The organism is Eubacterium barkeri, assembly GCF_900107125.1.
Lineage (GTDB): Bacteria > Bacillota > Clostridia > Eubacteriales > Eubacteriaceae > Eubacterium_O > Eubacterium_O barkeri.
In genome coordinates, this window is record NZ_FNOU01000011.1 from 21,281 (window position 1) to 41,693 (window position 20,413).

The following is a 20,413-nucleotide window of genomic DNA, read 5'->3' on the forward strand; positions in this document are numbered from 1 at the left end:
TCCTTCGATGAAAAAAACAGTGATTGCCTACGATTTAGGAACCGGAGGGATTAAGGCCTCCCTTTATGCCTCAGACGGAGCACCCTTAGCCAGTACCTTTAAAGCCTACGATACCACCTTTCCCGATGAATCCCGCCACGAACAACGTCCCGAGGATTGGTGGGATGCGGTGGTGGCCACCAGCCAAGAGCTCATCGCCACCAGTGGCATTGATGTAAATACCATTGAAGCCCTGGCCATTTCAGGCCACAGCCTCGGTGTTGTTCCCATTGGTACAGATGGCCAACTGTTGGCGGATACCACGCCCATCTGGTCTGATAAACGAGCCACCTGCCAGGCCGATCGTTTTTTTAAAAAAATTGATTACGAAGAATGGTATAACCGTACCGGCAGCGGCTTTCCCCGGGAATGCTACTCCCTTTTTAAAATCATGTGGTACCAGGAAGAACAGCCTGACTTATTCGCCAGGGTCCATAAGATCATTGGAACCAAAGATTATTGCAACTATCGTTTCACCGGACGACTGTGTACCGATTATTCCTACGCCTCCGGCTGCGGTGCCTTCGACCTGAAGACCTGGGACTATATCCCGGAATATATGGCTGCCGCTGGTATCGACCCCAGTCTCTTCCCTGAAATTTTAGAGTCCGACGCCATTGTCGGGACGATTACTCCGGAGGCGGCTGCCCTCACCGGTCTGCCCACCACGGTAAAGGTCATTGCTGGCGGTGTGGATAACGCCTGTATGGCCCTGGGTGCCCGGGGAATAAAAGACGGTCGGGTTTATACCTCCCTGGGAACCTCGGCCTGGATCGCCTTAACCTCCCAGGAACCTGTTTTGGATTTCAAATACAAGCCCTATGTCTTTGCCCATGCCATTAAAGGGATGTATGCCTCGGCAACGTGTATCTTTTCTGCCGGTAACAGCTACAAATGGGTTCGGGATACCCTCTGCCCGGATTTAAAGGCCGCCGAAGAGGCCGGTGGCCCCGATGCCTATATGGCCATGGATCAGCTGGCAGAAGCCTCACCCATTGGCGCCAATAAGCTCCTCTTCAATCCCAGTCTGGCTGGGGGATCTATGATCGAAGCCAGCGACGATATCGTCGGGGCCTATGCCGGGCTCAAGCTTTCCACCACCCGGGCAGACCTGATTCGATCGGCCATGGAAGGTGTTGCCATGAATCTGCGCATTGCCCTGGACATTCTGTGTGCCTATGGCAGTGAAGCCCTCACCGAAATGCTCATTGTTGGTGGCGGCAGCAAAAGCCCGCTTTGGCGTCAGATCTTTGCCGATGCCTACGGCCTGGATATCCTAAAAACCAGCGTGGATCAGGATGCTGCCTCCCTGGGAGCTGCTGCCCTGGCCTTTAAAGGCGTCGGTCTGTGGGAGGATTACTCCCCCATTGATGGCCTCCATACCCTGGAAGCCCGAACCCCGGTAAACGCCGAAAACCAGAAACAATACGAAGCCCTGCTTCCGATTTTTAAAACAGTTGCCCAGGCCATGGCCACTGCAGGGGATGCACTAAAGCAACAATGAGAATGTGATGATAGTGTTATTTTATAGCATTCCGGGTCAGCTTTTGATATTGGGAGTGGGGCAGTCCAGTACCGTAGAAAACCTGATAATATTCGGAAACTTTTTCTTCCAAATTATACGGGCACTGCTCCGGGTAAAGAATCGCGGTTAACCAGAGGAGCCCCAGATATCGGTTAACGGTTGGCGGATAACCCACCCAGCAATAGGGGCCTACCGGCGTTTCATAATACCGGCCGCTGCCGATGGCCGATAAATCCTGCCATTGGGGCAGGGTACCCACCTCACTATAAAGACTATCCTTTAAAAATAAAATGACATCCGGGTTCCAACGGTGGATTTCCTCCACATCCACCGTTCCGCTGTTTCCAGTGACATCTGCTACATTGGTGGCAACCATGTCCAGAATTTGAGAATGGGAGCGCCCCTTAACGGTAACTGTCGTGCCATCCGGACCAGAACACAGCAAAACCCTCGCTCGTTTATCCTGGGGGATGGCCGCTAGGATTCGGTTCACCTCTCCATTGGTTTTTTCACAATAAACCGCCAATTCTTCGCCGCGGTCCGCCCTGCCAAGGAGCTGGCCCAGGGTCCGAAAAGCCATTGGTGCAGTCTCCAGCGTCGAATTGATATGGATGGTCGGAATACCCGACTGGGCCTGAATTTTATCCATGTCCGACGCCGCATCAGTCTTGGTATCCCCCAAATCGATGATGACCTCGGCTCCACTGCCGGCCACTTCTTCCAAATTCAGATTCCGCTGGCCATAGTATTGCCCCATTACAGGAAGACCGGCGTAATCAAAATCCATATAGTCTCTGGCATCCACCTCGATGCCAGCGTTAATCCCCACCAAAAGCTCCGGAGCTAAGGATAAAAGCATACATTGCCCCGTTGTCCCCAGAGTCGCTACCCTGGTGAGGGTTTTCGGCAGGGTTACCCTTCGTCCCAAGTCATCGGTAAAGGACTGTGTCGCTCCGGATGTTCCCCCTGACCCGGGATTGATGCCACAGGCACACAGGGTGCATAATAGCAGGCTCACTAAAAGAATGGACAAACCCCTTTTAAAACCAGAAAATCTTCGATCTTTCATTTTTTCCACTCTCCTTTATTGACTTTTTTCCATTAAAACCTGCGCTGGAATACACACCTGCACCCGGTCACCGTAAAGGCGTTCAATCTGAACATCAATCTGGTAAAGCCGTTTCAGCAGTGCCGCATCCATCACCGCATCCGGCGGTCCAAAAGCTTCAATGCGCCCCTGCTGAAGGGCCAAAACCACATCAGCAAAAAGAAAGGCCTGATCCGGGTTATGGGTGGATTGGATGATGGTATAGCCCTCTGCTGCCAATTGCCGCAGGCGCCCCTGCACCATGATCTGATTGCCATAATCCAGATTTGCCGTGGGCTCATCCATCACCAGCACCTTCGCCCCCTGGACGATAGCCCGGGCGATGCAGACTAACTGCTGCTCACCGCCGCTGATTTTCATAAAGCTCCTGTCCTTTAAATGACTGATCTTCAAGTGCGCCATTACGTCATCAGCACGCTTCCTCTGAGCCGAACCAGGAGCTGCTACCAAATGAACCTGGGCAGCGGTCCCCATTAAAACCATATCGTAAGCACTGTAACTAAAGGCCGGTGCATTATTTTGGGGGATATAGGCCATTTGCCGAGCCCGCTCCTTTATAGACAGGGCACACACATCCCGTCCCGCCACTGTCACCTGACCAGACTGCCCCCGACTTAGCCCAAGAATGCACCGAAACAGAGTGCTTTTACCCACGCCGTTAGGTCCCAGCACGCAGAGCAGCGTCCCCGATGCCACCGCAAAGGTTACATCCCGGAGGACTGTATGCTTACCATAAGCAAAGGTTAAATGGCTGACCTCAATGCTCATTGCAGTCCCTCCCTTCGAAGTAGCAAATAAATAAAGAAGGGCACGCCGATCACCGCATTTAAAATGCCCAGAGGAAGCTCCGTGCTCAAAAGATTTCTTGAGATATCATCAACCACCAATAAAAAACATCCTCCCAAAAGCATGGTCACTGGAATCAGACTACGGTAATCATTGCCCACCAGACGTCTGGAAAGGTGGGGGATCACTAAGCCGACCCACCCAATCATGCCGCTGACAGCCACACTGGCCGCGGTCATCAATGTTGAGCAAACAATGACGATAAAGCGGACCATCCGGACATCCACCCCCATGGTCAGGGCTTCCGTATCGCCAATGGACAGCACATTGATACGCCAACGGATGAGAAAGAGGGGAATCATCCCCAAAAGCATTGGAAAAGCAGCAAAGCGAACATCCGCCATGGTGGATCCGTTAAGGCTCCCCATGAGCCAATAAGTAATGGCCGGCAGCTGGGTCTGGGTATCGGCAACCAGCTTGATGAAAGAAGTTCCCGCTGAAAATAACGAGCTAATCATAATTCCCGACAATACCAGCCCCAGGGTCTGATCGCCCTTAGCCATTCTGCTGATAATATAGACGACGAGAACCGTCACCATGCTGAAAAAAAAAGCACTTAGCATGATAAGAGCACCATTCCACCCATTAATAATGGCTAAGGATGCCCCAAAAGCGGCTCCTGCAGAAGCGCCCAAAATATCCGGAGCGGCCATGGGATTTTGAAATATTCCCTGATAGGATGCCCCGGCTGTTGACAGGCAGGCGCCTACCATCACCGCCAGCAAAATCCGCGGCAAACGGCTGTACAACACGATACTTTCCTGCTGCGCTGTCCAGAAGGGTGAGGCCCCCGTGAGGGGAGCACTTAAAATACCCAGGAGCTGCTCTGGCGTGATGGATAAGCGTCCCAGAAAAAATGATATGAACATCACAGCCAGTAAGGTGATGGATAGGCACAGGATACTGCGATGCGACTGCTTTAGTTTTGCTTTCAAACAAATCCCCCTTTGCGCTTTCAGTGCTATCCGGGATAGCATGTTCCGCTTTCTACAATGGTTGTTCTAACAACTTTTCAAAGGCTATTCCAACCAAAGTAAACGCTCCGGGTCCAAGCCCAGGATCACTGGCTGGCCAATGCTCAACCTGGACATTTTGCTTTTTTCCACCGCCACCACCAGACGTCCCTTTTGGGCCCCGGCCACTTCAACACGAACCACGGCGTTGCCCTCAAAGGGTAATTCCAACAGGCATTCAATCTTCCCTTTTATGAGAATGGGCGCTGATGATTCCGTTCTGCAAAGTATTTCGATATCATGGGCACGGATACCCAGATGTGCTCGTCCGTCAATCTGGGGAATCAGGGAAACCCCCCATTCCGGGCAGTCAACCTGTCCCCCCGGGACAGGTTCCACTGTCGCAATATTTTTACATCCGGTGATGTTGGCCCCAGACACAGTAATAGGGTCATGGAAGACGGCTTCCTTAGTCCCTACCCGTTCCATTTTTCCCTGGCTGATGATCCCCATCCGGGAGCATAGGCTATAGACCTCGTCCCGGTTGTGGGAAACAAAGAGCATGGGGGTGTGATATTTTTCAAAGACCTCCAACACCTGAAGCTCCAGGGTCATTTTCAGATTATGGTCCAGGGCAGAAAAGGGCTCATCCAGCAAAATCAGCTCTGGCTTAGCCGCCAGCATCCGGGCCAGGGCCACCCGCTGCTGCTGGCCGCCGGAAAGCATCCGGGGATATTTCGACTCCAGGCCGTCCAGGGAAAAATCCCGGATGAAGTCCGCCACCACCGCCTCCTGTTCACCCTTGGGTACCGCCACTCCAATGTTAGCGGCCACGGTCATATTGGGAAAGAGGGCATACTGCTGGAAAAGGTAGCCCACCCGACGCTCCCGGGGGGGCAGATCAATTCCTTTCCCGGAATCGTAGAGGACCCGGTCATTTAAGCAGATCCGCCCCGAATCCGGCTTCTCAATTCCTGCAATACATTTTAGGGTCAGGCTCTTGCCGCAGCCGCTTTCCCCCAATACCGCAAAGATTTCCTCCCCGGTTTCAAAGGCAACCTCCAGGGTAAAATCTCCGAAGGCTTTGACAATATTCACAGATAGACCCATTTAGCTCCTCCTTCCATCCAGCCGACGCTGTCTGCCATTGACCCAATTCATTCCCAGGATAGAAATCACGGAGATGGTCACAATAACGGCCACCCATTTGTAAGCTAAAGTCCGATTGCCGTTTTGTACGGCCGAGTACACCGCCACCGCCACGGTCTGGGTCTTCCCGGGAATGTTTCCCGCCAGCATGATGGTGGCCCCGAATTCTCCCAATGCCCGGGCAAAAGCCAGGATGGTCCCTCCGACGATCCCTGGCAAACAACTTGGAAAAACGATTTGCCAAAAGATCCGAATATCCGATAGTCCCAGGGTCTGCCCCGCATAAATGAGGGTTTCATCCATTTGCTCAAAGGCCCCCCGGGCGGTGCGGTACATCAGCGGAAAAGCCACCACCGTGGATGCCACCACCGTCCCCAACCAGGTAAAGACCACCTGGATACCAACCTGGGATAGCCAGACCCCCACACCACTGTTTTTCCCAAAGAGGACCAACAGAAAAAAACCCACTACAGTGGGTGGGAGCACCAGGGGCAGGGTAAAGAGGGCGTCAAACAACCCCGATCCCCGCTTCAGGCCAACCACCTTCCAGGCGGCCAGGGTCCCCAGTAAAAAGGTAAGCCCCGTGGCGATAAAGGCGGTTTTTAATGATAAGAATAAGGGTGACCAATCCATAAATGCTCCTTTCAGAATATACAAAACAGGGCTGTGTGCACACAGCCCCCAGAGCGTAGACAAAGTGCCTTAGCGCGGTCAGGGAACGGATAAAAAAGATTCACCCCGGACCCCAGGCGCTGACGAATGAAGGGAAAGCCCTCATCCGTCAGGGCGCAAAACCTACGGTTTTGATTGGGTTGTAGGCAGGTTTGCTTCCTTAATGTGATAAAAATCGAAAACGCCAGCCCGCAGGGGCGCCGGGGTTCTCGTATTTTTATCAGCTCCCCTCCCTGGGTTTGTCGACAAGCTGAGGGCTGTGTGCACACAGCCCCGGCTCACCAGAACCTATTTTTCCTGGTAGATGGTAAAACCGTACTTGGTCAAAATATCCTGAGCTTCTTTAGTTTGCAGGAACTCCGTAAAGGCCTTGGCTGCATCCTTTTGGGTGGAAGCCTTCACAATTCCCATGGGATAGATCACCGGGTCGCAGCTGCCTGCTGGTGCTTCAGTAATGACCGTTACATTATCTTCAATGGCGGCATCCGTGGCGTAAACCACACCGCATTCTGCATTGCCCGTAGCTACCCAATCTAAGACCTGACGAACGTTGGTGGCCAGATTCGCTTTAGCTTTGACAACATCCCAAATCCCCAAATTTGTAAAGATAGTTTCTGTATACTGCCCCACCGGCACATCCTCATTCCCAATGGCAATCATTTTCACCTTATCGGTTCCAACATCCTCAAAGGATTGAATGTCCAGGGTGGAATCTTTCCCCTTAATGAGGACAACTTTGTTCTCCAGAAGCTTGGCAATGGAATCGGAATCCATCAAGCCCGCATCATTTAAGGTATTCATCTGCTTCATGGCTGCAGATACAAAAACATCGGCATTGGCGCCTTCCTTGATCTGTTTGGCCAGGGTTCCCGAGGAATCAAAGCTGAAGTTCACCTTGACATCCGGATATTGTTCTTTAAATTTCGTTGCAATTTCAGTAAAAGCATCCGTTAAACTGGCCGCTGCCATAACGGTAATTTCACCCGTCTGATCACTGGTCTTTGCCTTGGAACCACAACCTGCCAACACACACACCATGGCCAGGATGGCCACCATCGCTAATACGATTCTCTTTTTCATTGTTTTTCTCCATTCATTTCAGTTGCATCACTTCGATCCCAAAATCCTCCAACACCCCTTACTTTACCACCGCCTCTATCCGCTCGATGGGATCCCCCACGGCAATTTCCCCACCGTGGATGACCTTGGCGAAAACCCCCTGGGTGGGCATAATGCAGGTTCCCATTTTTTTATGGATTGCACAATGGTTATGGCATTCCTTGCCGATCTGGGTCATCTCCAGAATCACCTCACCACACATAAAACGGGTCCCCACGGGAAGGGTACTGAAATCAAAGCCCTCTACCACCAGGTTTTCCCCAAAGGCACCATCCACCACATCGGCCCCCTGGGCATTAAAGGCAGCAATCCGCTCGTAGGACAGCAGACTGACCTGGCGATGCCAATTACCGGCATGGGCATCCCCTTCGATGCCATGATCCACCCGAAAGGTCCCCTTTCCCTGATTTTTCTTTTGAATCCCCTTACGCTCACTGGTACAAACCGCTCGTACAACTCCCATGATCATCCTCCTATTCCCACCATCCGGCGGGTTTCTTCATCCTCCTGTCCCTGGATTTCAAATCCATGGCGCAGGGGTTTGTTTAAAATAGCCGTTGCTAAGGCCTGGGTAAGGGCCCCATCGTCCCCACCGTCACGCAGCAGCTTCCGCAAATCCACATGCCCTGCCCGATTGAGGCAAAGCTTCAAAATCCCATCCGAGGTTACCCGCACCCGGTTGCAGGTCTGGCAAAATTCATGACTGACCGCACTGATAATGCCAATTCGCCCTAAATAGCCCGGAATTTTAAAGTACTGGGCGGGGCCATTCCCCAGTGGCTCTGACACGGCCGTCAAATTAGGATGCTTTTCCTTGAGCATGGCCATGACCGTATCCCCGGTACAGCCACTATAATCCCTGCCCATTCCGATGGGCATCATCTCAATATACCGCACGTGTACCGGCCAAAACCGGGCCAAATCGGCAATCCCCAGCCAGTCCTTCCGGTTCTGGGGCATCAGTACGGTATTGGTTTTTACCCGGATGCCCGCATCCACTGCTTTTTCCAGGGATTGCAGGACCCGGTCTAGGCCATCCCGTTTGGTAATCTCCCGGAACCGCTCCCGATCCAGGGTATCCAGGCTGATATTAATGCCATCGATCCCCAGCGCTTTCAGAGCTTCCACATACTGGCCCAGGACATATCCATTGGTGGTCAGGGTGACCTGCTCCACCCCAGGAAGGGCCTTCATCCGGGCCAAAAGGTCCACCGCCCCTTTACGCACCAGGGGCTCTCCTCCGGTTACTTTAAACCGGGTAATCCCCAGGTCCACCGCACTGCGGCAGATCCGAAGAATCTCATCAAAGGTAAGTATCTCATCGTGGGTGATGGGGGCCACCCCATCCTCCGGCATACAATACACACATCGAAAATCGCAGCGATCTGTAATGGACAGGCGCATATAGTCGATGTGACGTCCGTACTGATCCTTCATCGCATCACCAATCCTAATGGCCAAAGCCGCAATTGGGGAAGGTACATACATCGCAGAGAAGACACAGCCCGCCTTCGCCAAGGCGGATGAAATCCTCAGCCACAAGAACGTCATCTGCTAAAATCCGGGGCAGCACCAAATCAAAAATGGTGCGTCTGGCGTACATCACACAGCCCGGCAGACCCATGATGGGCACCCCGGCTTCGGTATAAGCCAGCATGAACATGGCCCCCGGCAGCACTGGCGCCCCATAGGTAATAATATCCGCTCCGGTATTTTTAATGGCCAAGGGGGTCCGATCGTCGGGGTCCACACTCATGCCCCCGGTACAAATAATCATTTCACAGCCCCTTTTGAGCATTCCCTGGATGGCCTCGGTAATGGTATGGGGATCGTCCCCGCTTAAAACATGCTCATCCATGGACAGCCCATACTCTAAGAGCTTCTCCACAATGACCGGGGTAAAGGAATCCTCAATGCGTCCCTTGGAAACCTCGCTGCCCGTGGTAATAACCCCAACCTTCTTCTTTTGAAAGGGAACAACCTGAAAAATAGGGGATTCCCCCGCCACCCGCTGGGCCGCTTCCATTTTATCCCGGGCAATGACCAAAGGAATGATCCGGGTCCCGGCAATTTTATCCCCAGCCCGGACCGGGAAATCCCCGTGCCGGCTGGCAATCATCATCTCACCCAGCCCATTGACTGCAACCAGGGCCTCCCGATTGATCTTAAGGAGCCCATCCCGATCTGCAATCAATTCGATTTTCCCCTCCTTCACCTCCGTGGGGTGCATTCCTTCCCCCTGGCAAATTCTGCGCAGAACCTCCGCCCCATCGTTTTCGTGGAGCATGGTTTCATCCGCTTCCCAAACGTAGAGGTTTTCCTTCCCCACAGAAAGCAGCACAGGGATATCCTCTTTTGTCACCACGTGACCCTTGCGAAACACCGCATCCTTGGTCACACCCTTAATGATCTGGGTGATATCGTGGCAGAGCACGTGCCCCACCGCATCCTCAGTTCGAATACTCTTCATCTTTCACTCCTCTATCTACAATTCTTTAATGCTAATATCCAATCGAAGGATGCCCTAGGCCCCGGCTTTTCCGGCCCGATGGGCAATGAGCTCCCCTGCAATACTAATGGCAATTTCATCCGGGGTTTCTGCCCCGATATCCAGCCCAATGGGATTATGGATTCGGGCGATATCCCCGTCCCCAAATCCCGCAGCCCGTAGCTTCTCGTGGGTTTTCGCAATCTTCCGGCGACTGCCAATCAATCCGATATAGGTGGCCGGCGTACGCAGTACCTGTTCTAGCACCGCATAGTCTGCCATATGGCCCCGGGTCATAATAATGGCATAATCCGATGCCTCCAGGGTGATCTTATCTCCAATTTCCTCAAAGCTCCCCTGGATGGTGGCCAGGGCCCCGGGAAATAAATCCAAATCACAAAACCGCTCCCGATCCTCGTAGACCACGGGCACAAATCCGATTTTTGCGATGACAGGAACCAGGGCCTGGGAAACGTGGCCCCCACCAAAGAGGTAGGCCCGGCCCTTCCGGGACAGGGGTTCGATGTAATATCTGATTTTCCCCGGAATATACAAAGAGCCGGAGCCAAACCAGTTGCCGGATTCTTCCAGGGCGATACCCTGACCAAAGACTAACCCGCCATCAGCATAAATCCCCATGGCCCCCTGGCCATCCTCTGCGATTTCTGTAATCAGCCAGGCATCCTCATTGGCCTCCACCTGCTGAGCCGCCATACGGGCAAAGGCCAGGGCCTGGGGATCATCACAGGCAAAATATTGGAAATACACGGTGGTATTTCCGCCGCAGATCATCCCAAGATCAGCCTTGGCGCTGTCGGATAAATCAAATTGCTCCACAAAGGAGCCCTTATCCTGATGAACCCGGGTTGCCAGCTCCACCGCCCGATGCTCCACGGCACCGCCACCAATGGTTCCCGTGGCACTGCCATCGGCCAAAACCATCATCTTCGCACCTGCTCCCCGGGGGGTCGATCCGCTGGCGGCCACAACGCTGCACAGCACCACATCCTGGCCCTTTTCCAGGAAATCACAAAGGGCTTTTATCGTATTTCTCATTTTTTCCTACCTTTTCATTTTTATCGGTTTTCACGAATTATTTTTTAAAGCAACTCGAAACCGTAACGTTACCACCGAATTCTTTTTTCAAGACACTCGATGGTAAAAATTTAAGACTGAAAATAGTCTTTGTATATTTCTTCCACCCGATCCTTGCATTCCCGTTCAAATCGGGTAAAGCGCAGGAGCAAATCCTCTCCCCTGGGAGTCAATTCTGCCCGTCCGCCGCTCTGGCCTCCCTGGAAGCGCTTAACCACCGGTTCGCCCATTTCTTTTTCCATCTTTCCAATCATCTTCCAGGCTTTGCTGTAGGATAAATGCATCTGTTCACAGGCAGTCCGAACCGATCCGGTTCTTTGGATGAGATGGAGCAGCTGAGCAGTCCCAGGGCCGAAGAACACCTCTTCCCGGGCCAGGCTCACCTTAATGAGGGGTCGAAGAAACACCTGATTATAGCTTGCAATCAAGGCTTCGGTTTCCGTCCCCAAGGGCTTTCCGATGCCGTCATCCATGATCTTAACACCTTTAACGCCGCATCTTTTAGCCAGGGCAATCAGAGATTCCGGGTCCTCTGCCGCCTCTACCGCCATCATCCCCGCCTCATCCATGCACAGGGGGTAGGGACAAGATCCCTCTTGGGTATCGGCCCAGGCAAAGGGTCTGGCCGCTGCCACCAGTTGTTCAATGGTTTCGCCCTTGAAAAAAGGGGTTTGTACACTGGGGACGACAATTCCATCACACTGATTTTTAATTTGGGCGATTCCCTGTTTAAGGGTTTCCAGCTCGGATGTGGATTCATAATCCACATCCCGCATGCAAATCACGCCAGTCCGCTCAACGTGCCGCTCCAATCGATCTGCCTCATAGCCTGTCATGACGACAATGGGCGAAACCTTTGCCTGTTGGAGGGTATAAATAATACGTTTGATGACAGAAATACTTCCTGCCTGGACCAGTGGGGCAAAGGACCCCGACGGTGGAGGCTGTTTTCCGGCAACAATCACGGCACCAAATCCCATAGCGGCCTCCTTTGTTGTGAATAATAACTTGTTCTCTTCCTAATATTTTTTTATTATAAACCATGTTGACAAGGGTTGCAATCCTTTTTAAGGAAGATCCTCGCCATCACAAAAATTTACTGTTTCTTCACGCCGGTCATCTTCCCCTTGTTTTTTATGTCCCTTGGCTTTACAATGAAGGTATTACTGAAATGGAGAAATCGATGAACGATCAACTTACCCATCTGGATGACCAGGGCAATGCCATTATGGTCGACGTGTCAGCCAAGGCAGCCACCAGCCGGAAGGCAGTGGCCCAGGGCTGCATCCAAGTCATCCCGGCCATCCTCTCTGCCCTGACAGCCGGAGAAAATCCCAAGGGGGATGTCTTAGCCGCCGCCCGGATTGCCGGCATTATGGCCGCTAAAAACACCTCGGGGCTCATCCCCCTCTGCCACCCTTTAATGATTACCCACTGCACCGTGGATTTTACCCTTGATGCTGTGGCCTCCACCATCACCGCCACCTGTACCGTCAAGGTGGGCGGGAAAACCGGGGTGGAAATGGAGGCTCTCACCGGGGTGTCCGTCGCCTTGCTAACCATTTATGACATGTGTAAAGCCCTGGACAAGGGAATGGTCATCTCCGACATCCACCTCCTCACCAAGAGCGGTGGAAAAGGCGGTGACTTTGAATTCGGAAAGGAATAAACCCATGAAAAAACGACTTGCCATCATCATCGCCAGCGACAAAGGTGCCGCTGGCACCCGGGAGGATCAAAGCGGACCGGCCATCGCCGCCTACATGGAAAACTTAGGCTATACCCTGGTCTCCACGGATATCCTCCCCGACGAACGCACCGTCCTGGCCGCCCGCATGGCAGAAATTGCCGATGGGAGCCAGGCTGAACTGATTCTGACCAGTGGCGGCACGGGCTTTTCTCCCCGGGATTTCACTCCGGAGGCCACTGCCGATGTCTGTGAGCGTATGGCCCCAGGGCTGGGGGAAGCCATGCGGGCTTACAGCATGCAGTTTACGGGACGAGCGATGCTTAGCCGGGCCACCGCCGGTATCCGGGGGACCACTTTGATCATCAACTTGCCCGGCAGCCCCAAGGCCGTGGTAGAATGCCTTAGCTGCATTGCACCCCAGCTGGACCACGGCATTGAGATTCTCACCGGTGCTGGCGGAGAGTGCGCCAGATCTTCTGAAAATCTTTAAAAAAACAATCAATATCCTTGACAGGCTAGCGTTTACTAGCTATACTAAAAGAAGCTAGTGAATACTAGCCTGTTCCCTTTTCGGATTTCACAGTATTGAATCATCGAGGATATAATGGAAGATCTCACACTACAGCAGTACTTAGAGGACGGCATCCGCCACCTCTCCCAGGATATTGTAAAGGCTACGGTAAAAAATCCCCAGACCAGTCTGGCCATGGCCCGATTTGCTAAAGGCCGGAGAGCTGCCGAGGCAAGGCGGGAGGCCTGCCAGGCCCAGGGTATCCACGTTCCTCCCTTTCTCATCGCCAGTATTACCAGTCGATGCAATCTGCATTGTAAGGGCTGCTATGCCCGGGCCGAGGGGACCTGTGTGGATGGGCCAGAGGAGCAGGGAATGGATGCGCCCCTCTGGAACCGCATTTTTGGGGAAGCCACTGACCTGGGGTGCAGCTTCATCCTCCTGGCCGGTGGCGAGCCCTTCCTCCGCCAGGATGTTCTGGAAGCAGCCGCCACCCATCCGGAGATTCTGTTCCCCATTTTTACCAACGGGACCCTTTTAACGGATCCGGCCCTAGATTTTCTAAAGAAACATCGCAACCTCATTCCAATCCTCAGTGTGGAGGGAGACGCCACCCTCACCGATACCCGCCGGGGTACCGGGATGTACCAGCGCTTGGTGGGCAGCATGACCACCCTCCATCAGCAGGGTCTCCTTTACGGTGCTTCGGTCACCGTCACCCGGGAGAATCAGGCTGTTGTCACCTCCTCGGATTTCCTGGATACCCTTACAGAGCGGGGCTGTCGGGTGGTTTTCTTTGTGGAATACGTCCCCATCTGCAAGGGTACTGGAGGCCTGGCCCCCACCCCAGCGGATCGAAGCCGCCTGATGACAGCCATTAATAACCTGCGGAGTCATTACAACGACTGCATCTTCATTGCCTTTCCAGGAGATGAGGCCCGAAGCGGGGGCTGTCTGGCGGCAGGCCGGGGCTTTTTCCATATCAATCCCAAAGGCGATGCCGAACCCTGTCCCTTTTCCCCCTATTCAGACACCAATCTGAAACAGGCTTCCCTTCTGGAGGCCCTGCATTCAAAGCTCTTTACCCAGCTGCAATCCCAGGGAACCCTCACCCAAGACCACGATGGCGGCTGCGTCCTCTTCGCCGAGGAGGCACAAGTGAAGGCCCTGCTGGAGGCTTAATGTGAAAACCCGGAATAAAATCATCTTCGCCGCCCTGGACCTTTTTTCTGTAGGGGGATACAGTCGCGTCAGCGTCAAGGATATCGCCGCCGCGGTGGGCATAAAGGATGCCTCTCTTTACAAGCATTTCAAGGGAAAGGAGGCCATTTTCAATACCATTGTCACCGAGATGGAGGAACGTATGGCCGAGATGTCCCACCGCCTCGCCCTCCCAGATGCCAATACGATCAATGTCGCTTCCTTTTACGCTGCGCTTAATGCCGATACCCTGATAGCCCTCAGTCGACAGGTTTTCCTCTTCTACTGGAAGGATGACTTTGCCGCAAAATACCGGCGAATGCTTTCCATGGAGCAATTCTGTAACCCTGAGGTCTGCACCATTTACCGAAGGACCTTCATGTCCGATGCCATCGAATACCTGACCTTAGTGTTCACCCAGCTTATCCAATGCGGCGCCTTCATCCCCGGAGACCCCCAGGTCATGGCCATGAATTTTTACGCCCCCATTTTTCTGCTCCTTAGCCGTTACGATGACTTCCCAGAAAAGGAGGACGAAGCCCTGGCCCTTCTGGATGTCCAGGTCCGGGAGTTTTATCGGATTTATCGGCGGGGTCCAAACACCCCACATATCACAAAAGCGTCGGAGCTTTAAAATAGCCTTCCGACGCTTTCATTATTTTTTAATGGTTTTATTTTGCCAATTCCAGCACCGCATCCTTGGGGATGGCCCCAACACTGCGGTTGACTAAAACACCGTTTTTAAAAACAACCAGGGTAGGGATGCTCATAACCTGGAACCGTCTGGCCAACTCCGGTTGTTCATCAATGTTTACCTTAGCGACCTTCAGCTCCTTTTGCTCTCTGGCAATCTCATCCACAACGGGGGAAAGGGCCTTACACGGTCCACACCAGCTTGCCCAGAAATCCACTAAAACGGTTCCCTGATGCATGGTCACTTCCTGTTCAAAATTATCATTGGTTAATGTCGTTACACTCATATCCATACCTCCAAATTTTATTACTCTCATTATACGCCCCAATCTTAAACTTATCGGTGACATTATCACATTGACACAGGGCGTATAATAAAATAAAAGAAACATTAAAGGAGTAAACCCATTATGAAAGTACTATTCGTGAATGGCAGCCCCCACAAAAATGGCTGTACCCACACTGCCCTTAATGAAGTGGCTTCCACCCTCGAGTCCCAGGGAATCCAAACCGAAACCTTCTGGCTCGGCAATCAGCCCATCTCTGGCTGTCTCGGTTGTGGGGCCTGTAAAAAAACAGGCCGATGTTTTATTGAGGACTGCGCCAATGTTTTCGCAGAAAAGGCAGCCTCCGCTGACGGCTTCATCTTTGGCTCCCCGGTCCACTACGCCGCGGCCTCTGGCGCCCTGACATCCTTTATGGACCGGGCTTTCTACGGGGGTAAGGCTCCGGTGGCCGGTAAACCTGCCGCAGCTGTGGTCAGCTGTCGCCGGGGTGGTGCCTCTGCGGCCTTTGACCAAATCAACAAATATTTTACCATCAGCAACATGCCCGTCGTCGGTTCCCAATACTGGAACCAAGTTCATGGCAATACCCCGGAAGAGGTCCGTCAGGATGCCGAGGGGCTGCAGACCATGCGGACCCTTGGCAATAACATGGCCTGGCTGCTGAAATGCATCGCAGCTGGCGCGGCTGCCGGAATCACCTTCCCTGAGCGGGAGCCCGGCATCCATACGAATTTTATTCGATAGAATAATCGTTCACCCAAAGAAAAAGCATCGAAGTCTTCTTTCTTCGATGTTTTTTCTTTAAGCCCTGAAATCTACTGGCGGCGGGCCTTGGCAGCGTACAGTGCCCGATCCGCCTTGGCAATGAAGTCCGGAATGTAGGAATACCTTGGAGTAAAACAGGCGTAACCGATGCTTACCGAGATGGGGAAGGGGAGACATTCTGCTTCGGCTTTCAGGGCCATATCAATCTGATCACAGAGTCCTTGGGCTGCGACTTCATTGGGAAATTCCCCAACCATGACGAATTCATCGCCCCCGTATCGGGCAATGAAACAGTTATTCTGATAGCCAATATCCTGAAGGACCCGGGCAACATGAATCAAGGCAACATCTCCCTGGACATGCCCGTAACGATCATTAATGGATTTAAAACGATCAATATCCATGATGAACAGGTACAGCTCCTGGTCATAACTACGAATTTTCCGGGCCAGATGCTCGAACAATTGACTTCGGTTATTGAGCTTAGTGAGGCTGTCTGTCGAAACCAGCTGTCCCTGGAAATCAAGGAAAACCTGAAGGAGCGCCAAGGTAATCCCCATACACAACAGTGGTATATTTGGACTGAAAATTTGCGCAAGACCACCAAGAAGCGGAAAAATGACGAATGAAGCCAAAGCCCGGTAGCGGGCACGCAAGGCATACTTTTGCTTCTGAAGTGATTTCCAAACCGCACGAATGGACGTCACAATGATATAGCCATAGGACAGCATCAATTGGAGAAGGAGCAGCTTTCCTTTCTGATAATGTCCAGTCTCATCAATATAGAAAAGCCATCCGGTCTGGACGGACAGAAGGGATAAAATGACAAAAATAAACCAGGGAATGGCACACAGCCATTTCTTCTCTGGTTCATTCACCCATGCACTCTGCTGGGTGGATTCAGAAAACAAGAACCAGAGAAGGGCCATGAGACCAGCTGCAGAAAAATAAAGACCTTTAATAATTGCACTCGTCTGATAGGCTACCTGAATATAACCAGAATCCATCAGTCCCCACAATAAATCCAGAGCCATAGTCGCAATCCCAACCACCACTGTTTTAATGAAAACAGACCACACCAAATCCTCTGTGAAAACTCGCTTCATCTGCTGAAGAACGATAACGAGCAGTATCATACAAAATAAATTGATTTCTGAATAAAGTAATTGTGGCATAGGAATCCTTTCTGCCGCAGCGGGAAATATTTGTGAATCAACCTGCAATGTAGTCGTATCTCATCATTCCTTTATTTTTATTATAGAGTATATAACTCTATAAATCAATAGAGTATATTCCTCTACGCTATGATTAACAGAGGAAAGGGGGTAGCCTATGCAGTATTTAAAACGAATTCGCGAACTGCGGGAGGACCATGATTTACGCCAATGCGACATTGCAGCGCTTCTCCATGTCGGACAAAAAACCTACTCGGACTATGAATTAGGAAAAACACGTATTCCCTTGGATTGCGTATTAATTCTTGCAAAATTTTACGACGTTGATGCCAATTATATTTGTGGGATCTCCACTATTAAAAGCCCATTTCCCCGGCGATAGGTAAGCTTCGTCAAAAGATCACCCCTCATTGCCATTCCGGGCCTTATACCCCTTTCCCCATATCTCCAGACTATCCAGGATGGGGTTGAGACTTTGGCCAAGGGCTGTGAGGGTGTCGTGGAGAAAAAAGCGGGGCAGAGCATTCGTCTTCAGCGAGCTTTGATTATACCGGAAAAGATACACCATGTATTTCTTGGATTTTACAGTAAAATATGGTTTCCGGGATCTGTACAGCGGCGGTTTCTATCCCTAGGATTTCCTGGACGATTTTGGGGCTATAAATAATGTGTAAAGCGAGCAACCATCATGCAGTTGCTCGCTTTACACTTATTTTGAATTGATTTTTTCCTTGTATTTTGCAATAAGCGCACCGAATTCGGGAGCCTGCTGAAGAAATGAATACTCTGGATTGCTTTCCAAATCCAACAATAGTGCCGGAAGAAAAGTATGCCACATATTGTTTGAACCTTCTTTGCGCGACTGATGAAGATAAAGCGGACACGCAGAAAAATCCCAAGTTGTCACTGTAGTCTCAAGCATTTTTCCAATTACAGTAATCGCCTTAGAGGTATCTTGCATCGAAACGGCCAATTGCATAGGAGCGAGATAGGCACTGTATTGCCATAATCCAAATGCTTCGTATTGTAGCTGACATGCTTTTGCAAGCTTCTCTGCTTCTGATAATTTATTCTCGTAGACCAATATGGGAATGAGTTTCGTAACTGCCATCAATGTTTCCTGTAAGCTACTTAAAGCCATGCGTTCTAAGATTACTGCGACATCACTGCTTTTTCCTTGCATTGAAAGGAGATTTGCTTGCAAGCTTTGTTTGTCAGGAATATCAGATTTCTTGGGTATTTGGTCTAACAATGCTTGTGCTTTATCATATTCTTTTCGTTTCAAGCATTTTGATGCCAACATGAATTTTGCGTTGTTGGCTAAATTTTCGTCATCGCATATGGCCACTTCCTCTTAAAGCCTATCTATTTGCAAAGTGAATTTTTGGCACTCATCTTCTGTTAGGTTAGCAGTAAGCAGGCCACCTTCCAAAACTAAAGCAAGGCTATGCTTTAGTTTTCCGCAGCGAGGATATTCCCTTATCTGCTCCATCGCCAAGAAAAATCCACGCTGAAAGCTATCGCTTTTGATAGCTGTACTCACTTCGTTTAGAAACACTCCAATCTCCTGATCAGACAGATTTTCTTCAAAGCACAGCAGAGTATTCGGATCTGTTTTTAGCAGTCGTGCTAATGCGGGCAATAAAGTAATATCGGGGCAAGATAAGCCCTTTTCCCATTTGTTCACGGCGGGGGCGGTAATACCAAGATAGCTTGCTACCTGCTCTTGTGTTAAATTTAATGCCTTGCGTTTATTACGCAGAATATCGTTCATATTCATAAAATCACCTCTGAGTTGAAATTCTTTATGTCTTTATTTTAGCATGGAGCGATTTGAAATACTATTGAGCAGTCGTTAAACCAGGGGTGTGTTTTATTTACCATCAGTTAATATCGTAAAACCCACCGTCTTTTTGCAAGGATACCCTGGACGATTTTGGGAATGTAAAAATCAAAAGCTGCTGCATTGAAATATAAATGCAACAGCCTTTTAGAATTTTATTCGTTTTTCGCCTTATATTGCAGGCCCCAGTCCCACATGGAGTCCAGAATTGGTTTTAAGCTGTACCCGGTCTCCGTTAATGTATACTCCACCCGTGGCGGCACCTCGGCATAGACTTTTCGATTTACAAGGCCGCTTTCCTCCATGGCGCGGAGCTGGGCGGTCAGCACCTTCTGGCTCACGCTGCCGATGGATTTCTTCAATTCTCCAAAGCGTTTTGTGCCGCCCATTAAGTCCCGCAGGACAAGGACTTTCCATTTGTCGCCAATTAAAGTCAGTGTTGTTTCCACCGGGCAGGCAGGCAGAACCTTCTTTTCTTCCATGATGTAATCCTCCTAAAAACGTCGTAATTGCACATTAGTTTCTTTTAGGTAACTATGCCACAATATTGTGCTTACTTTACAGCTTGGCTGTATGGATTTATTATAGTCTCACAGGCAAGCGAACGCAAGCCCCAAAATTAAGGAGGAACCCCTTATGGGATTTCTAAAAAACCTGTTTGGCAAAGGCCAGACACAAACAAAAAAATTGGAGGATAACACCATGAATGAAGTCGTAAATTTTTTGCAGGAGAACCCGGTGCAGTACCTGGCTACGGTCGGCCGTGACGGAAAGGCCAAGTGCCGCCCCTTTATGTTCTGCTTTGAGCAGAACGGAAAGCTGTGGTTCTGCACCAACAACACCAAAGATGTCTACAAGGATATTCAGCAGAACCCCAACATCGAGGTTTCCGTTTCCAGCCCCGCCTACGCTTGGATTCGTCTCAGCGGCAAGGCTGTGTTTGAAAACAACATGGCCGTCAAAGAGGGCTGCATGGATAACCCCATCGTCAAGGGCCAGTATCAGACCGCTGAGAACCCCATCTTTGAGGTGTTCTATCTGGAGGGCGCAAAGGCGGTGATCGCCGATTTCTCCGGCAATCCTCCCAAGGAGTACACGCTGTAAGCAAGTAATCAAATCTTCAGGGCGGGGTGCAACTCCCCACCGGTGGTAAAGGCCACGAGCCATAAGGCCGATTCGGTGCAATTTCGAAGCCGACAGTATAGTCTGAATGAAAGAAGATATGACAAGAGCGCCCGACTTGTTAAGCCAAGTT

At 51.2% G+C, this 20,413-nt stretch carries 24 protein-coding genes and 1 riboswitch; of the genes, 8 read left to right on the forward strand and 16 right to left on the reverse strand.

The annotated features are described in order from the left end of the window. Positions 1-7: 7 nt before the first annotated feature. Complete coding sequence (locus BLU30_RS07690; RefSeq protein ID WP_090245218.1) at positions 8-1,543, forward strand: xylulokinase; 1,536 nt, start codon at positions 8-10, stop codon at positions 1,541-1,543. Between the two features lie 16 nt (positions 1,544-1,559). Here the strand turns inward: BLU30_RS07690 and BLU30_RS07695 are convergent, their stop codons facing one another. The 11 genes from BLU30_RS07695 to BLU30_RS07745 all read right to left on the reverse strand — a co-directional run bounded on the left by BLU30_RS07695 (position 1,560) and on the right by BLU30_RS07745 (position 11,974). Beyond that, positions 1,560-2,633, reverse strand: a complete 1,074-nt coding sequence (locus BLU30_RS07695) for an ABC transporter substrate-binding protein (RefSeq protein ID WP_090245220.1) — start codon at positions 2,631-2,633, stop codon at positions 1,560-1,562. A 15-nt stretch (positions 2,634-2,648) separates the two neighbouring features. Continuing rightward, positions 2,649-3,440 (reverse strand): ABC transporter ATP-binding protein, encoded by a 792-nt coding sequence (locus BLU30_RS07700; RefSeq protein WP_090245222.1) that lies wholly within the window; start codon positions 3,438-3,440, stop codon positions 2,649-2,651. Beyond that, on the reverse strand, positions 3,437-4,453 hold the full coding sequence (locus tag BLU30_RS07705) for a FecCD family ABC transporter permease (RefSeq protein WP_422717897.1): 1,017 nt from the start codon (positions 4,451-4,453) through the stop codon (positions 3,437-3,439). The genes BLU30_RS07700 and BLU30_RS07705 overlap by 4 nt, the downstream gene beginning before the upstream one ends. 84 nt (positions 4,454-4,537) lie before the next feature. Continuing rightward, positions 4,538-5,581 (reverse strand): sulfate/molybdate ABC transporter ATP-binding protein, encoded by a 1,044-nt coding sequence (locus BLU30_RS07710; protein WP_090245224.1) that lies wholly within the window; start codon positions 5,579-5,581, stop codon positions 4,538-4,540. Then, positions 5,582-6,253: a molybdate ABC transporter permease subunit gene (modB, locus tag BLU30_RS07715; protein WP_090245226.1), complete on the reverse strand. Its 672-nt coding sequence runs from the start codon at positions 6,251-6,253 to the stop codon at positions 5,582-5,584. 327 nt (positions 6,254-6,580) lie between these two features. Then, positions 6,581-7,372, reverse strand: coding sequence for a molybdate ABC transporter substrate-binding protein (gene modA / locus BLU30_RS07720; protein WP_090245228.1), 792 nt, complete (start codon positions 7,370-7,372; stop codon positions 6,581-6,583). Positions 7,373-7,430: 58 nt separating this feature from the next. Next, a complete protein-coding gene (locus tag BLU30_RS07725; RefSeq protein ID WP_090245230.1) occupies positions 7,431-7,874 on the reverse strand; it encodes an MOSC domain-containing protein in 444 nt (147 codons plus the stop codon). A gap of 2 nt (positions 7,875-7,876) precedes the next feature. After that, complete coding sequence (gene moaA, locus BLU30_RS07730; protein WP_090245231.1) at positions 7,877-8,848, reverse strand: GTP 3',8-cyclase MoaA; 972 nt, start codon at positions 8,846-8,848, stop codon at positions 7,877-7,879. 13 nt (positions 8,849-8,861) lie between these two features. Beyond that, positions 8,862-9,881 (reverse strand): molybdopterin-binding protein, encoded by a 1,020-nt coding sequence (locus tag BLU30_RS07735; protein WP_090245233.1) that lies wholly within the window; start codon positions 9,879-9,881, stop codon positions 8,862-8,864. Between the two features lie 54 nt (positions 9,882-9,935). Then, positions 9,936-10,955, reverse strand: a complete 1,020-nt coding sequence (locus BLU30_RS07740) for an XdhC family protein (protein WP_090245235.1) — start codon at positions 10,953-10,955, stop codon at positions 9,936-9,938. 110 nt (positions 10,956-11,065) lie between these two features. Then, positions 11,066-11,974: an NTP transferase domain-containing protein gene (locus BLU30_RS07745; protein ID WP_090245237.1), complete on the reverse strand. Its 909-nt coding sequence runs from the start codon at positions 11,972-11,974 to the stop codon at positions 11,066-11,068. Between the two features lie 203 nt (positions 11,975-12,177). Between BLU30_RS07745 and moaC the strand changes: the two genes are divergently transcribed. The 4 genes from moaC (at position 12,178) to BLU30_RS07765 (ending at position 15,029) form a co-directional block, all read left to right on the forward strand. Then, positions 12,178-12,663 carry a cyclic pyranopterin monophosphate synthase MoaC gene (moaC, locus tag BLU30_RS07750; RefSeq protein ID WP_090245238.1) on the forward strand — a complete coding sequence of 162 codons (486 nt, stop codon included), beginning with the start codon at positions 12,178-12,180 and terminating at the stop codon, positions 12,661-12,663. A 4-nt stretch (positions 12,664-12,667) separates the two neighbouring features. Next, positions 12,668-13,174 carry a MogA/MoaB family molybdenum cofactor biosynthesis protein gene (locus tag BLU30_RS07755; RefSeq protein WP_090245240.1) on the forward strand — a complete coding sequence of 169 codons (507 nt, stop codon included), beginning with the start codon at positions 12,668-12,670 and terminating at the stop codon, positions 13,172-13,174. Between the two features lie 114 nt (positions 13,175-13,288). Then, positions 13,289-14,377, forward strand: a complete 1,089-nt coding sequence (locus BLU30_RS07760; RefSeq protein ID WP_090245241.1) for a radical SAM/SPASM domain-containing protein — start codon at positions 13,289-13,291, stop codon at positions 14,375-14,377. Between the two features lies 1 nt (position 14,378). Continuing rightward, the gene (locus BLU30_RS07765; RefSeq protein WP_090245243.1) at positions 14,379-15,029 is read left to right on the forward strand and encodes a TetR/AcrR family transcriptional regulator; all 651 of its coding nucleotides are present in this window, start codon (positions 14,379-14,381) and stop codon (positions 15,027-15,029) included. A gap of 37 nt (positions 15,030-15,066) precedes the next feature. On the opposite strand, the gene trxA is transcribed toward BLU30_RS07765, so the two are convergent. Next, positions 15,067-15,375: a thioredoxin gene (gene trxA, locus BLU30_RS07770; RefSeq protein ID WP_090245245.1), complete on the reverse strand. Its 309-nt coding sequence runs from the start codon at positions 15,373-15,375 to the stop codon at positions 15,067-15,069. A gap of 123 nt (positions 15,376-15,498) precedes the next feature. Here trxA and BLU30_RS07775 point away from each other — a divergent pair, with 123 nt between their 5' ends. Beyond that, positions 15,499-16,119, forward strand: a complete 621-nt coding sequence (locus BLU30_RS07775; protein ID WP_090245246.1) for a flavodoxin family protein — start codon at positions 15,499-15,501, stop codon at positions 16,117-16,119. A gap of 71 nt (positions 16,120-16,190) precedes the next feature. Here BLU30_RS07775 and BLU30_RS07780 read toward each other — a convergent pair whose 3' ends face one another. Continuing rightward, positions 16,191-17,315 carry a GGDEF domain-containing protein gene (locus BLU30_RS07780; protein ID WP_090245248.1) on the reverse strand — a complete coding sequence of 375 codons (1,125 nt, stop codon included), beginning with the start codon at positions 17,313-17,315 and terminating at the stop codon, positions 16,191-16,193. 157 nt (positions 17,316-17,472) lie between these two features. Here BLU30_RS07780 and BLU30_RS07785 point away from each other — a divergent pair, with 157 nt between their 5' ends. Further along, positions 17,473-17,697: a helix-turn-helix domain-containing protein gene (locus BLU30_RS07785; protein ID WP_090245250.1), complete on the forward strand. Its 225-nt coding sequence runs from the start codon at positions 17,473-17,475 to the stop codon at positions 17,695-17,697. 327 nt (positions 17,698-18,024) lie between these two features. On the opposite strand, the gene BLU30_RS07790 is transcribed toward BLU30_RS07785, so the two are convergent. The 3 genes from BLU30_RS07790 to BLU30_RS07800 form a co-directional block, all read right to left on the reverse strand. Continuing rightward, complete coding sequence (locus BLU30_RS07790) at positions 18,025-18,663, reverse strand: hypothetical protein (RefSeq protein ID WP_090245251.1); 639 nt, start codon at positions 18,661-18,663, stop codon at positions 18,025-18,027. 6 nt (positions 18,664-18,669) lie between these two features. Beyond that, positions 18,670-19,095: a helix-turn-helix domain-containing protein gene (locus BLU30_RS07795; protein WP_090245253.1), complete on the reverse strand. Its 426-nt coding sequence runs from the start codon at positions 19,093-19,095 to the stop codon at positions 18,670-18,672. Positions 19,096-19,313: 218 nt separating this feature from the next. Next, positions 19,314-19,640 carry a winged helix-turn-helix transcriptional regulator gene (locus BLU30_RS07800; protein WP_090245254.1) on the reverse strand — a complete coding sequence of 109 codons (327 nt, stop codon included), beginning with the start codon at positions 19,638-19,640 and terminating at the stop codon, positions 19,314-19,316. Positions 19,641-19,860: 220 nt separating this feature from the next. Here BLU30_RS07800 and BLU30_RS07805 point away from each other — a divergent pair, with 220 nt between their 5' ends. Continuing rightward, positions 19,861-20,262 carry a pyridoxamine 5'-phosphate oxidase family protein gene (locus tag BLU30_RS07805; RefSeq protein ID WP_090245318.1) on the forward strand — a complete coding sequence of 134 codons (402 nt, stop codon included), beginning with the start codon at positions 19,861-19,863 and terminating at the stop codon, positions 20,260-20,262. An 8-nt stretch (positions 20,263-20,270) separates the two neighbouring features. Then, a riboswitch (FMN riboswitch) is annotated at positions 20,271-20,384 on the forward strand. The last annotated feature ends 29 nt before the right edge of the window (positions 20,385-20,413 follow it).